The 12,882-nt window shown below is 71.6% G+C and carries 13 protein-coding genes; all 13 read left to right on the top strand.

The window, feature by feature from the left end; all coding sequences use genetic code 11:
- Positions 1–136 precede the first annotated feature (136 nt).
- Positions 137–1,672 carry a primosomal protein gene (locus ACE3O1_RS11760; RefSeq protein WP_374315233.1) on the top strand — a complete coding sequence of 512 codons (1,536 nt, stop codon included), beginning with the start codon at positions 137–139 and terminating at the stop codon, positions 1,670–1,672.
- Complete coding sequence (locus ACE3O1_RS11755; protein ID WP_374315231.1) at positions 1,672–2,709, top strand: HAD-IIA family hydrolase; 1,038 nt, start codon at positions 1,672–1,674, stop codon at positions 2,707–2,709. Before ACE3O1_RS11760 ends, ACE3O1_RS11755 begins: the two co-directional genes overlap by 1 nt.
- Positions 2,710–2,749: 40 nt before the next feature.
- Positions 2,750–2,926 carry a hypothetical protein gene (locus tag ACE3O1_RS11750; protein ID WP_374315229.1) on the top strand — a complete coding sequence of 59 codons (177 nt, stop codon included), beginning with the start codon at positions 2,750–2,752 and terminating at the stop codon, positions 2,924–2,926.
- Positions 2,923–3,723 carry a TlyA family RNA methyltransferase gene (locus ACE3O1_RS11745; RefSeq protein WP_374315227.1) on the top strand — a complete coding sequence of 267 codons (801 nt, stop codon included), beginning with the start codon at positions 2,923–2,925 and terminating at the stop codon, positions 3,721–3,723. The genes ACE3O1_RS11750 and ACE3O1_RS11745 overlap by 4 nt, the downstream gene beginning before the upstream one ends.
- Positions 3,720–4,664, top strand: a complete 945-nt coding sequence (locus ACE3O1_RS11740; protein ID WP_374315225.1) for an NAD kinase — start codon at positions 3,720–3,722, stop codon at positions 4,662–4,664. The genes ACE3O1_RS11745 and ACE3O1_RS11740 overlap by 4 nt, the downstream gene beginning before the upstream one ends.
- Positions 4,661–6,349, top strand: coding sequence for a DNA repair protein RecN (recN, locus tag ACE3O1_RS11735; RefSeq protein ID WP_374315237.1), 1,689 nt, complete (start codon positions 4,661–4,663; stop codon positions 6,347–6,349). The genes ACE3O1_RS11740 and recN overlap by 4 nt, the downstream gene beginning before the upstream one ends.
- Before the next feature lie 95 nt (positions 6,350–6,444).
- On the top strand, positions 6,445–8,142 hold the full coding sequence (locus ACE3O1_RS11730) for a CTP synthase (protein WP_374315235.1): 1,698 nt from the start codon (positions 6,445–6,447) through the stop codon (positions 8,140–8,142).
- Positions 8,135–8,752 carry an NUDIX domain-containing protein gene (locus tag ACE3O1_RS11725; protein ID WP_374315222.1) on the top strand — a complete coding sequence of 206 codons (618 nt, stop codon included), beginning with the start codon at positions 8,135–8,137 and terminating at the stop codon, positions 8,750–8,752. The genes ACE3O1_RS11730 and ACE3O1_RS11725 overlap by 8 nt, the downstream gene beginning before the upstream one ends.
- A 1-nt stretch (position 8,753) precedes the next feature.
- Positions 8,754–9,698 (top strand): site-specific tyrosine recombinase XerD, encoded by a 945-nt coding sequence (gene xerD, locus ACE3O1_RS11720; RefSeq protein ID WP_374315220.1) that lies wholly within the window; start codon positions 8,754–8,756, stop codon positions 9,696–9,698.
- Between the two features lie 47 nt (positions 9,699–9,745).
- Positions 9,746–10,651, top strand: a complete 906-nt coding sequence (locus ACE3O1_RS11715; protein WP_374315218.1) for a ParA family protein — start codon at positions 9,746–9,748, stop codon at positions 10,649–10,651.
- A complete protein-coding gene (locus ACE3O1_RS11710; RefSeq protein ID WP_374315216.1) occupies positions 10,635–11,462 on the top strand; it encodes a ScpA family protein in 828 nt (275 codons plus the stop codon). Before ACE3O1_RS11715 ends, ACE3O1_RS11710 begins: the two co-directional genes overlap by 17 nt.
- Positions 11,452–12,057, top strand: coding sequence for an SMC-Scp complex subunit ScpB (gene scpB, locus ACE3O1_RS11705; protein ID WP_374315213.1), 606 nt, complete (start codon positions 11,452–11,454; stop codon positions 12,055–12,057). The genes ACE3O1_RS11710 and scpB overlap by 11 nt, the downstream gene beginning before the upstream one ends.
- Positions 12,054–12,875 (top strand): pseudouridine synthase, encoded by an 822-nt coding sequence (locus ACE3O1_RS11700; protein WP_374315211.1) that lies wholly within the window; start codon positions 12,054–12,056, stop codon positions 12,873–12,875. The genes scpB and ACE3O1_RS11700 overlap by 4 nt, the downstream gene beginning before the upstream one ends.
- Positions 12,876–12,882: the final 7 nt, after the last annotated feature.

The raw sequence follows: 12,882 nt of genomic DNA, 5'->3' as shown, positions 1-12,882 counted from the left end.
ATGGTACTGCAGGGGGGACCCTGTGGGAGAGTAGGACACCGCCGGACTTCCATTACCGAAATGGCCACCCAACGCAGGGTGGCCATTTCGCGTTAACCCACACACACTGAATATGCGCATCGGAAGGAATCGAGACATGGCCGAGCAGGAGCCGCGCGACGGCGCAGCAGACCGCACGGCGGACGGACGCACGGGCGGCCGGCCCCCTCGAGTCCGCGACGCCGCGTCCAGCGCACGATATGAGAAGCGCGACGGTGACCGGAAGCCGTACGCCAAGCGCGACGGTGACCGGAAGCCGTACGCCAAGCGCGATGGCGACCGGAAGCCGTACGCCAAGCGCGATGGCGACCGGAAGCCGTACGCCAAGCGTGACGGTGACCGGAAGCCGTACGCCAAGCGTGACGGTGACCGGAAGCCGTACGAGAAGCGTGATGGTGACCGGAAGCCGTACGAGAAGCGTGATGGTGACCGCAAGCCGTATGCCAAGCGCGATGGCGACCGCAAGCCGTACGAGAAGCGTGACGGTGACCGCAAGCCGTACGAGAAGCGTGACGGCGACCGCAAGCCGTATGCCAAGCGCGACGGTGACCGCAAGCCGTACGAGCGCAAGCCGTACGAGAAGCGCGATGGCGACCGCAAGCCGTACGAGAAGCGCGATGGCGTCCGCGGCCCGCAGCGCGGCGATCGCCCCACGCGCGGAGGCGCCGGTCGCCCTGATCGCGCGACGCGGCCCGAGGAGATCCGCCCGGTCCGTCCCCGTCACGATGACCCGGTGATCCCCGATGAGGTCACGCCGCAAGATCTCCACCCGAGTGCGCGCAACGAGCTCAAGACGCTGAGCAAGGAGAACGCCGAGCAGGTCGCCCGCCACCTGGTGATGGCGTCGGAGCTCATCGACGACGACCCGGAGCTCGCTCACAATCATGCCCTGTCGGCCTCGCGCCGTGCGGGTCGGATCGCGATCGTCCGTGAGACGCTGGCGATCACTGCCTACGCCACCGGCGACTACGCGCTCGCTCTGCGTGAACTTCGTACGTATCGACGCATCTCCGGCAAGGACGACCAGATCGCCCTGATGGTCGACAGCGAGCGCGGAGTGGGACGTCCTGACCGCGCCCTCGAGGTCGGTCGCGGCGTGGACCGCGCGGCCCTGCCGACCGACGTCCGCGTCGGCCTGGCGATCGCGATGTCGGGAGCCCGCCTCGATCTCGGCGAGCCCGAGCGCGCGCTGCAGGAGCTCGACATCCCCGAGCTGGATCCCGACCGTGCGTTCGAGTGGAGTCCGGCACTGTTCGCCGCACGTGCGGCCGTGCTCGAGGAGCTCGGCCGTGCCGACGAGGCCGCACGCTGGCAGGAGCGCGCGGAGGTCGCCGCCGAGGCCATCGACGCCGCTCTCGGCGCGGGCGATCTCGAGACGGTGTTCGTGGACGAGATCATCGAGGTCGACGAGGAAGCGGATGCCGCAGCCGCGCCCGGCGACGACGACTCGGCATCTCCGGAGTCCGAGACGGCTGCCGACGCCGATCGCGACCTCGATGACCTCGCGGGCGCCGCGGGGGACGAGGCATCCGCTGTTCCCTCGATCGAGGACGAGGTGACCGAGATCCTCATCGAGGCCGGGATCGACGATGACGGCACAGACGCCGAAGAGGCCGAAGGCGCCGACCGCTGATGCCGCTGTTCGGTCGCCGCGCCCAGCCGGCCGGCCCACTCGACGGCGTCGACGTCGTGCTGGCGGACCTCGACGGTGTGGTCTACGCCGGCGCCGGCGCCCTGCCGTACGCGGTCGAGAGCCTGACACGGGCGCGCGAGGGCCGCACGCTCGGCTACATCACGAACAACGCCTCCCGAACGGATGCCTCGGTCGCGGCGCATCTGTCGGACCTGGGTCTGCCGACCCGGCCCCACGAGGTCGTGACCAGCCCGCAGGCAGCGATGCGCCTGCTCGCGCAGCGCGTGACGCCGGGGGCGACGATCCTCGTCGTCGGCGGCGACGGGCTCGTGGACGAGGTGACCAAGGCCGGCTTCGTCGTGACACGGTCGGCGGAGGACGCACCCGCCGCCGTCGTCCAGGGATTCGCCGCCGAGGTCGGCTGGACGCAGCTGGCCGAGGCCGCCTTCGCGCTGAAGGTGCCCGAGGAGGACGGCGGCATCCCGTGGATCGCCACGAATACGGACTGGACCATCCCGCAGGCACGCGGTGTCGCTCCGGGCAACGGCACGCTCGTGTCCGCCGTGCACACCGCGATCGGCCGCCTCGCCACCGTGGCGGGAAAGCCCGAGGTGCCGATCTTCGAGGAGGCCGTCGCGCGGTTCGGGGCGAAGCATCCGCTCTTCCTCGGCGACCGCCTGGACACCGACATCCTCGGCGCGAACCGTGCCGGGATCGCCTCGGCACTGGTGCTGACCGGCATCGATCGCCCGAAGCACGTCCTGGCCGCGCCGCAGGGGTCGCAGCCGACCTACATCCTCGGCGACCTGCGTGAGCTGCACGAGCCGTATCCCGAGGTGAGGATGGCCGACGGGGTGGCGACCGTGCGCGGCGCATCCGTTGCGATCGAGGGCCCGGACGTGCGGATCGTGTCGGAGGGGGAGCGCGCGATCGACCTGCTCCGCGCGGGCGCTGCGGCGATCTGGTCGACGGGTCGGGCGATCTTCGGATTCCGCGTGCCCGAGCGCCTGTACGCGGATCCGTTCCACCGCCCCTGAGTCGCCGGGCAGCGGGCGTGGTTCCCCGTATCCTGGGGACATGGTCCAGCCCGACGAGCACGCTCCCGCCCGTGAGAACGATCCCGGCGACCTGCTGTCGACCCTCGAGGTGATCGAGGCCCAGCCGCTGTCCACCCGCGCGGGCGCTTACGACGCGCTGCACGACACCCTGGCGCGCCGGCTGGAGACCGCCCCGGTCGACTCCGCGACCTCATGACGTCCCGGCTTGACGCGGCGCTGGCTGCGCGTGGCCTCGCGCGCTCGCGCACCCATGCGGCGACGCTCATCGCGGAGGGCCTGGTGACCGTCGACGGCCGCCCCGTCGTCAAGGCCTCGACGCCGGTCGACGACACAGCGGCGATCGAGGTCGCCGGAACCGATCACTACGTCAGCCGCGCCGCGCACAAGCTGATCGCCGGACTGGACGCGTTCGGCGTCGACGTCTCGGGCAGGGTCGCTCTCGACATGGGCGCCTCGACCGGCGGATTCACGCAGGTGCTGCGCGAGCGCGGCGCGGAGCCGGTGATCGCGGTGGATGTCGGTCACGGCCAGCTCGCGGCATCCGTCGCCGCCGATCCCGGCGTGATCTCGATCGAGGGATTCAATGTGCGGCACATGACGCCCTCGTCGCTGGCCGAGACGAGCGGAGTCGGTGCGCGCCCGGCGGTCGTCACAGGAGATCTGTCGTTCATCTCGCTCTCCCACGTGCTGCCCGCCGTCCGGGCGGTCGTCGACGACGACGGAGATGTGGTGCTGCTCGTCAAGCCGCAGTTCGAGGTGGGCCGCACGGCCGTCAAGGGCGGCCTGGTCACCAACCCGGCGCTGCGGGCGGATGCCGTGGCCGGCGTGCTCTGGGCGGCGTGGGATGCCGGATTGGGCACCCGCGGCGTGGTCTCCTCGCCGATAGCCGGCACTCACGGCAATTCCGAGTACATCGCGCACCTCGCGCCGGGCCGGGGAAGCAATCCGACAGAATGGTTGGGCACCGTGAACCGACTGGCGGGGGTCCGATGACCGACACCGACGCACGCGCCGAGCGCGACATCCTCGTCGTCGCGCACGCCCACCGCGACGACACCGTGTTCGCCGCCGAGCGCGTGGTGGCGGCGCTGCGGTCCGCCGGGGCGCGTCCCGTGCTGGCCGCCGACGACCGCGCCGAGCTGTCGGCGGTGATCCCGTCGTTCGGGGACGTGGCCGTGCTGGGTGACGACGTGCCGGTGGCCGACGTGGAGCTGGCGATCGTGCTGGGAGGCGACGGCACGATCCTGCGGGCCGCCGAGCTCGTGCGCGAGGGCACGGCCCCGGTCCTGGGCATCAACATGGGCCACGTGGGCTTCCTCGCCGAGATCGAGCGCGACGACATGGACGATGCGGTGCGCCGTGTCATCGCCCGCGACTACGAGGTCGAGGAGCGTCTCGCCCTCGCCGTGCGCGTGAAGGATTCCGCGGACTCGGTCCTGTACGAGACGTGGGCGCTCAACGAGGCCACCGTCGAGAAAGCCAGTCGCGAGCGGATGCTGGAGGTCGTGATCGAGGTCGACGGCCGGCCGCTGTCGAGCTTCGGCTGCGACGGCGTGGTCGTCTCGACGCCGACCGGATCGACCGCCTACAACTTCTCGGCCGGCGGGCCGGTGATCTGGCCCACGGTGGAGGCCATCTCGGTCGTGCCGCTGTCGGCGCACGCCCTCTTCGCCAAGCCGCTCGTCGTCGGCCCCGAGCACGCGGTGGCGATCGAGGTGCTCGAGCGCACGAACGGCGTCGGGATCCTGTGGTGCGACGGCCGCCGGTCGCACGATCTCCCGCCCGGCGCGCGCGTGGTGGTGCGGCGGTCCGACCACCCCGTCCGCCTCGCGCGCCTGCACCCCGCCCGCTTCACGGACCGCCTCGTCCGCAAGTTCCGGCTTCCCGTCGACGGGTGGCGCGGTCCCGCGGCCATCACGGGGCCCACACCGTGATCGAGGAGATGCGCCTGCGCGATCTCGGGGTCATCGCCGAGGCGACGCTCCCGATCGGACCGGGCTTCACCGCGATCACGGGCGAGACCGGCGCCGGCAAGACGATGGTCGTGACCGGGCTGGGGCTGCTGCTCGGACAGCGCGCGGATTCCGGCGCGGTGCGCTCGGGCGCGCTCCAGGCCACCGTCGACGGCGTGTGGATCGTGCCTGAGTCCGGAGCGGTCGCCGACCGGGTACGGGATGCCGGGGGAGAGCTCGAACCTCTCGGGGACGGCCGCGCCGAGCTGTTCGTCGGCCGGTCCATCTCGACCGAAGGACGCGGGCGCGCCTCGGTGGGCGGCCGCACCGCGCCGGCCGGCGTGCTCGCAGACCTGGCCGACGAGCTCGTGGTCGTGCACGGCCAGTCCGACCAGCTGCGGCTGCGCAGCGCGGCGGCCCAGCGAGACGCGCTCGACCGTTTCGGGGGCGCGCCGGTGCAGCGCGCGCTGGCGACCTACCGGGAGGCGTACGAGCGCTGGCGCGCGGCCGACCGCGCGCTGAGCTCGCTCACGGACGACCGCGACGCCCGGGCGCGCGAGGCCGACGAGCTGCGCGCCCAGGTCGCCGAGATCGAGCAGGCCGCGCCGCAGCCGGGCGAGGACGCCGAGCTCGCCGTGCGCGCCGAGCGTCTCGCCAATGCCGAAGCGCTCCGCACTGCGGCCGCGACCGCGCACGACGCGCTCTCGGGCGACGCGGAGCCCGACGCGACGTCGCTGCTCGCCGAGGCGCGGCGGGCCCTCGAACGGGCGAACGACCCGGTGCTCGAAGATCTCGCAGGGCAGGTCGCCGATCTCGGATACCGCACCGCCGACGTCGCCGCGGCGCTTGCCGGATACCTCGCCGACCTCGACGAGACCGGGCCGCACGAGCTGGCCGCCGTGGAGGAGCGACGCGCCGTGCTGTCGGCGCTCGTCCGCACCCACGGCACCCTCGACGCCGCCATCGAGCTCCTCGACACGGGATCGGCGCGGCTCGCAGAACTCGACGACGACGGCGACCGCGTCGCCCGGCTCTCCGAGGAGCGCGATGCCGCGGCATCCGCCCTCGACGAAGCCGCCTCCGCTCTCACCGATGCCCGCACCGAGGCGGCCGAACGACTCGGGACGGCGGTGACCGCCGAGCTGCGCGCCCTCGCCATGCCCGACGCGCGCCTGTCTGTCGCCGTCTCGCCGGGGACGGAGTCCGCCTCGGGGCGCGACGACGTCGCCATCCTGCTCGCGGCGCATCCGGGGGCGGATCCCCGGCCGGTGTCGCGCGGTGCGTCCGGCGGAGAGCTCAGCCGGGTGATGCTCGCGATCGAGGTGGTGATCGCCGCGGTCGATCCCGTGCCGACGTTCGTGTTCGACGAGGTCGACGCCGGCATCGGCGGCGCGGCGGCCATCGAGGTCGGACGCCGGCTGGCACGGCTGGCGCAGTCGTCGCAGGTGATCGCCGTGACGCATCTGGCGCAGGTCGCCGCGTTCGCCACGAATCACCTCACGGTGGTGAAGGCGGTCGACGGCTCGGTGACGGCATCGGACGTGCGGCGCCTCGACGGCGCCGATCGCGAGGCCGAGATGGCGCGGCTGCTCTCCGGAATGCCTGATTCGGATGCCGCCCTCAGCCACGCGCGAGAGCTCCTCGGGCTGCGTGCGGAGGTCGCATGAGGCGCCGGTTCCGGCCGGCTCCGGCGGCGGCCGCCGAGGCGCGCCGCGAACGCTCAGGCTCGACCCCCCGACGTGAGATAGGATAAAAGCCCGTGATGCAGACTTCCGGTTCTTCCCGCGGCGACATTCAGAACGACACCACCAAGCACATCTTCGTGACCGGTGGTGTCGTTTCCTCTTTGGGCAAGGGCCTCACCGCCGCCAGCCTCGGCAACCTGCTCACGGCGCGTGGACTCCACGTCGTCATGCAGAAGCTCGACCCGTACCTCAACGTCGATCCCGGCACGATGAACCCGTTCCAGCACGGCGAGGTCTTCGTCACCGACGACGGCGCCGAGACCGACCTCGACATCGGCCACTACGAGCGGTTCCTCGACATCGAGCTCAGCCAGGCCGCCAACGTCACGACGGGGCAGATCTACTCGCAGGTCATCGCGCGCGAGCGCCGGGGGGAGTATCTCGGCGACACCGTGCAGGTCATCCCGCACATCACCGACGAGATCAAGCGCCGCATGCGCCTCCAGGCGACCGAGGAGCCGCGGCCCGACGTCATCATCACGGAGATCGGCGGGACTGTCGGCGACATCGAGTCCCAGCCGTTCATCGAGTCGGCACGTCAGATCCGCCACGAGCTCGGCCGCAACAACGTGTTCTTCGTGCACGTGTCGCTGGTGCCGTTCATGGGCGCCTCGGGCGAGCAGAAGACCAAGCCGACGCAGCACTCCGTCGCGACGCTGCGCAGCATCGGCATCCAGCCCGACGCGCTCGTGCTGCGCAGCGACCGGCCCGTCACCGAGTCGAACAAGCGCAAGATCGCCCTCATGTGCGACGTCGACGAGGAAGCGGTCGTGAACGCGGTCGACGTGCCGAGCATCTACGACATCCCGAGCATGCTGAACGAGCAGGGGCTCGACGAGTACATCGTGCGGGCCCTCGGCCTGTCGAAGGCGGCCGAGGTCGACTGGACGCGCTGGGAGCGCGTGCTCCAGGCCGTGCACAACCCGAAGCACGAGGTCACGATCGGACTGGTGGGCAAGTACATCGACCTCCCCGACGCATACCTGTCGGTGACCGAGGCCCTCAAGGCCGGCGGGTTCGCGCAGGAGACGCACGTCACCATCCGGTGGATCCCCTCCGACGAGTGCGAGACGCCCGAGGGTGCCGCGAAGGCCCTGGCCCCGCTCGACGGCATCGTGATCCCCGGCGGCTTCGGCATCCGCGGCATCGAGGGCAAGATCGGCGCGCTGAAGTTCGCACGCGAGCAGGGGATCCCGACCCTCGGCATCTGCCTCGGGCTGCAGTGCATCGTGATCGAGTACGCGCGCCACGTCGCCGGCATCGCGGATGCCTCGTCGAGCGAGTTCGACCCCGACACCGCGCATCCCGTCATCGCCACGATGCAGGAGCAGGTCGACATCCTCGAGAGCGGCGACCTCGGCGGCACGATGCGCCTGGGCCTGTATCCGGCCGCGCTGACCGAGGGCTCGATCGCGGCCGAGGTGTACGGCGCGACGACGGCGTCGGAGCGTCACCGCCACCGCTACGAGGTGAACAACCGCTACCGCGACCAGATCGCGGAGGCGGGCCTGGTCTTCTCGGGAATCAACCCCGACCTCGACCTCGTCGAGTACGTCGAGCTGCCGCGCGACGTGCACCCGTACTACATCGCCACCCAGGCGCACCCGGAGCTGCGATCGCGGCCGACCGACGCGAACCCCCTCTTCCGCGGGCTGGTCGGGGCGGCGCTCGAGCGCCACCGCGCGAGCGAGCTGTTCGACGTCGACAATGGCTGACGCCGTGGCCGGGTCGCCGCTCGCGGACGAGCCCGTCGAGCTCGCCGTGACCGAGAGCGACCTCGTCTATGCAGGGCGCGTGTGGGATGTCCGCAGCGACACGTTCGCATACAACGGCGAGCAGATCGTGCGGCAGTACGTGGACCATCCGGGCGCGGCAGCCGTCGTCGCGATCGACGACGACGATCGCGTGCTGCTGATCCAGCAGTACCGGCATCCGATCCGTCATCGCGACTGGGAGATCCCCGCCGGTCTGCTCGACGTCGAGGGGGAGAGCCCGCTCGAGACCGCGGTGCGGGAGCTGGCCGAGGAGGCCGACCTCGTCGCCGCGTCGTGGGAGCCGCTCGTCAGCATCTTCACGACCCCGGGCGGCAACGACGAGGTCGTCCACCTGTTCCTCGCCCGCGGCCTGTCTCCCCACGGCGAGGCGCACGCGCGCGAGGCCGAGGAGGCCGACATCCGCGTCGAATGGGTGGCGCTGGCCGACGTGGTCGCCGGGGTGCTCGCCGGTCGCCTGCGCAACGGCATCCTCGCCGTGGGCGCGCTCGCTGCGGCAGAGCGGCTGCGCGGTGCCGGGCCCGCGAGCCGGGGCGACGCATCCGGGGCCTGACATGAAGCTCGACCGGGCGGTGGACGCGTACCTGCGGCACATCTCGATCGAGCGCGGCCTCTCCGAGAACACCGTCGCCGCGTACCGCCGCGACCTGGCGGGCTACGTCGCATGGCTCGCCGGCCGGGGCGTCGAGGACTCCGGCGACGTGTCGGCGGAAATCGTCGCCGAGTTCGCGGCGGAGCGCGCCTCCGCGCAGCCGCCGGTCGCGGCATCCTCCCTCGCCCGCCTGCAGTCGTCGGTGCGGGGCCTGCACCGCTTCCTCGCGCGCGAGGGCATCGAGTCCGCCGATCCCTCCGCCCGACTGCGGCCGCCGAAGCAGCCCCGGCGGCTGCCCAAGGCCCTGACGATCGACCAGGTCGAGGCGCTGCTGGATGCCGCAGGACCGGCCCCCGCGACGGGGACGGTGCCCGCTCCCGGTGCGGCACCGGGGGACCTCGTCGGCATGCGAGACCGGGCGCTCCTCGAGCTGCTGTACGCGACCGGCGCCCGCGTGTCGGAGGTCGTGCAGCTCGACGTCGACGATCTCGCGCACGGCGACGTGATCCGCGTGCGGGGAAAGGGCTCCAAGGAGCGCATCGTGCCGGTCGGATCGTACGCGCGCGCCGCCGTCGAGGCCTATCTCACCCGCGCACGTCCGGAGCTCTCGCGCCGGGGGCGAGCCACCCCGAAGCTCTTCCTGGGGGCGCGCGGCGCGCCGCTGTCGCGGCAGAGCGCGTGGCTCATCATCCGGGACGCCGCCGATCGCGCCCAGCTCGTCTCCCACGTCTCGCCGCACACCCTGCGGCACTCGTTCGCGACCCATCTCCTGCAGGGCGGCGCCGACGTGCGCGTCGTCCAGGAGCTGCTCGGCCACGCCTCGGTGGCGACCACGCAGATCTACACGCACGTCTCCGTCGACGCTCTGCGCGACGTCTACGTGACCTCCCACCCGCGCGCCCGCTGACCGTTCCCGGGGTGACGGGCCCACCGTGACTAGAATCGGTGCACGAGATGGGAAAGTCAGGAGAGTCTGTGGCGGGCAGCAAGCGGGGCGCGACGAAGGCCTCAGGCGACGAGACGCCGATCGGTCCCACCGGGCGTCCGTACCACGGCTTCCCGACTCCGCCGAAGCTCGACGGGCACGGGCCGGCGCGCATCATCTCCCTCTGCAACCAGAAGGGCGGCGTCGGCAAGACGACGACGACGATCAGCCTCGCCGCCGCACTCGCCGGCTACGGCCGACGGGTGCTCGCAGTCGACTTCGACCCGCAGGGTGCACTGTCGGCCGGGCTCGGCATCCAGACCCACGACATCCCGACGATCTACGACCTGCTCGTCGACGGCAAGCGCGACCCGCACGACGTCGTGGTGACGTCGCGCGTCGAGAACCTCGACGTCGTCCCCGCCAACATCGATCTGTCGGCGGCCGAGGTGCACCTCGTGAACGAGGTCGCCCGCGAGCAGACGCTCTCGCGCGCGCTGCGCAAGCTCGCGCCCGACTACGACGTCATCCTCGTCGACTGCCAGCCGTCCCTCGGGCTGCTGACCGTGAACGCGCTCACGGCCAGCCACGGCGTGATCATCCCGCTGGAGTGCGAGTTCTTCGCGCTGCGCGGCGTCGCGATGCTCATCGAGACGATCGACAAGGTGCGCGATCGCCTCAACCCCACCATCACGCTCGACGGCGTGCTCGCGACGATGTACGACGCCCGCACCCTCCACTCGCGTGAGGTGCTCGAGCGGGTGGTCGACGCCTTCGGCGACGACGTCCTCGAGACCGTCATCGGCCGCACCGTGAAGTTCCCGGACGCGTCGGTCTCGGGCATGCCCATCACGGAATTCGCGCCCGAGCACGCCGCCGCGCAGGCCTACCTGCGTCTGGCGCGGGAGCTGGTCGCCCGTGGCGCCGTCGCCTGACGAGGAGGCCCTCGCCAGCGAACCGCCCGTCGAGGGCTTCCGCGTCTCGCTCGGGAACTTCGACGGCCCGTTCGACCTGCTGCTCACGCTGATCTCCAAGCACGAGCTCGACATCACCGAGGTGTCGCTCTCGCTCGTGACCAACGAGTTCATCGCGTACCTGCGCGAACTCGGTCCGGACGAGGAGCTGGACGAGGCATCCGAGTTCCTCGTCGTGGCCGCGACCCTGCTCGACATGAAGGTCGCCGGGCTCCTGCCCCAGGGCGAGCTCGTCGACGCCGAGTCGGTCGCCCTGCTCGAGGCGCGGGACCTCCTCTTCGCGCGGCTGCTGCAGTACCGGGCCTTCAAGGAGGTCTCGGTGTGGTTCGAGCGATGCCTGCAGCGGGAGGACCGCCGGCACTCCCGCTCGGTGCGGCTCGACGAGAAGTACCGCAACGCCGTGCCCGAGCTCGTCTGGACCCTCAGCGCCGACGACTTCGCGGCGCTGGCGCTGCTCGCCATGACCCCCAAGGAGATCCCGCACGTCGGGCTCGACCACCTGCACGCGCCGCTGGTGAGCATCCGCGAGCAGGCCGCGGTCGTGGTGACTCTGCTGCGGGATGCCGGGACCCTCAGCTTCCGCGAGCTCGTCGCCGGGGTCACCCAGTCCGGCGTGGTCGTCGCCCGCTTCCTGTCGGTCCTCGAGCTGTACCGCCACGCCGCCCTCTCCTTCGAACAGCTCGAGCCGCTCGGCGAGCTCACCCTGCGCTGGAGCGCGCAGCGCTGGTCCGACGAGAACCTCGCCACCCTGGGAGCCGACTATGACCACTGACCCTTCGTCGATCGACGAGAACCCACCGCCCCCGGTGACGGCCGACGTGGCGCGTCGCCTCGAGGCGATCCTGCTGGTGGTCGAGGAGCCGCAGAGCCTCGTGAGCCTCGCGGCCGCCGTGGGCTCGCCCGTCCCCGCGGTGCGGCAGGCGATCGAGGGCCTCGTCGCGGACTACGACGGCGAGACCGGCGGCCCGGTCCGCGGGTTCGAGCTGCGGGAGGTCGGCGGCGGCTGGCGCCTGTACGTGCGCGAGGAGCACGACGACCTCGTGAGCGAGTTCGTCAACGCCCAGGCACCGTCCCGGCTCTCGCAGGCCGCGCTAGAGACGCTCGCCGTCATCGCCTACAAGCAGCCCGTCACGCGCAGCCAGGTCGCCTCGATCCGCGCGGTGAACGTCGACTCCGTCGTGCGCACGCTGCTCTCGCGGGGTCTGATCACAGAGGTCTTCACGGATGCCGAGACCGGCGCCATCAACTACGGGACGACCGACGCCCTGCTGGTGAATCTCGGCATCAACTCGCTCGACGAGCTGCCGCACATCTCGCCGCTGCTCGACGACGGGGCCAGCGGATTCGACGAGGAGGCACGCCGATGACAGATCGCGATCCGTTCCACGCTCCGGAGGGCGTGCGCCTGCAGAAGGTGCTCGCCAACGCCGGCGTCGCCTCGCGCCGCGTCGCCGAGCAGCTCATCGTGGAGGGCCGCGTCCGGGTGAACGGGCAGGTCGTGACCGAGCTCGGCTCGCGCATCGACCCCGAGAAGGACCTCGTCGACGTCGACGGCACGGCCGTGCAGCTCGACCAGTCCAAGCGCTACGTCATGCTGAACAAGCCCACGGGCGTCGTCAGCTCGATGAAGGACGAGCGCGGGCGTCCCGATCTGCGCGGATTCACGGCGGACTGGCCGGAGCGCCTCTACAACGTGGGACGACTGGATGCCGAGACGAGCGGCCTCCTCGTGCTCACCAACGACGGCGAGCTCGCTCACGTACTGGCCCACCCCTCGTTCGGCGTGACCAAGGTCTACATCGCCAAGGTCGAGGGTCGCGTGACCGCCCAGACGATCCAGCGGCTGACCCGCGGCATCGACCTCGAGGACGGGCGCATCGCCGCCGACAAGGCGCGCCTGCTCACCGCGTCGGCCGAGGGCGGCGGCTCGCTCGTCGAGCTCACGCTCCATTCGGGCCGCAACCGCATCGTGCGCCGCATGATGGCCGAGGTGGGGCATCCGGTCGTCGAACTCGTGCGACGTCAGTTCGGGCCTCTCCACCTGGGAACGCTGCCAGCCGGGCGTGCACGCGAGTTGACTAAGGTGGAGCGGGGCGCTCTGCTGACTCTCGCGCGTCGCGCGGCGGGCGATGCGCCCGAGCCCCGCGACGGCTCCGACCCGCGGAGCCACCAGGAGAACGAGTGACCGAGTC

The organism is Microbacterium sp. (assembly GCF_041909575.1).
GTDB lineage: Bacteria > Actinomycetota > Actinomycetes > Actinomycetales > Microbacteriaceae > Microbacterium.
The sequence above is the reverse complement of the archived record's forward strand: the minus strand, read 5'-3'. Positions and strand labels throughout refer to the sequence as shown.

Excerpts from the sequence above, each read along its gene's own strand:
- ACE3O1_RS11760 (WP_374315233.1), top strand. The coding sequence starts at position 137 with ATGGCCGAGCAGGAGCCGCGCGACGGCGCAGCAGACCGCACGGCGGAC.
- ACE3O1_RS11755 (WP_374315231.1), top strand. The coding sequence starts at position 1,672 with ATGCCGCTGTTCGGTCGCCGCGCCCAGCCGGCCGGCCCACTCGACGGC.
- ACE3O1_RS11750 (WP_374315229.1), top strand. The coding sequence starts at position 2,750 with ATGGTCCAGCCCGACGAGCACGCTCCCGCCCGTGAGAACGATCCCGGC.
- ACE3O1_RS11745 (WP_374315227.1), top strand. The coding sequence starts at position 2,923 with ATGACGTCCCGGCTTGACGCGGCGCTGGCTGCGCGTGGCCTCGCGCGC.
- ACE3O1_RS11740 (WP_374315225.1), top strand. The coding sequence starts at position 3,720 with ATGACCGACACCGACGCACGCGCCGAGCGCGACATCCTCGTCGTCGCG.
- ACE3O1_RS11730 (WP_374315235.1), top strand. The coding sequence starts at position 6,445 with ATGCAGACTTCCGGTTCTTCCCGCGGCGACATTCAGAACGACACCACC.
- ACE3O1_RS11725 (WP_374315222.1), top strand. The coding sequence starts at position 8,135 with ATGGCTGACGCCGTGGCCGGGTCGCCGCTCGCGGACGAGCCCGTCGAG.
- xerD (WP_374315220.1), top strand. The coding sequence starts at position 8,754 with ATGAAGCTCGACCGGGCGGTGGACGCGTACCTGCGGCACATCTCGATC.
- ACE3O1_RS11715 (WP_374315218.1), top strand. The coding sequence starts at position 9,746 with ATGGGAAAGTCAGGAGAGTCTGTGGCGGGCAGCAAGCGGGGCGCGACG.
- scpB (WP_374315213.1), top strand. The coding sequence starts at position 11,452 with ATGACCACTGACCCTTCGTCGATCGACGAGAACCCACCGCCCCCGGTG.
- ACE3O1_RS11700 (WP_374315211.1), top strand. The coding sequence starts at position 12,054 with ATGACAGATCGCGATCCGTTCCACGCTCCGGAGGGCGTGCGCCTGCAG.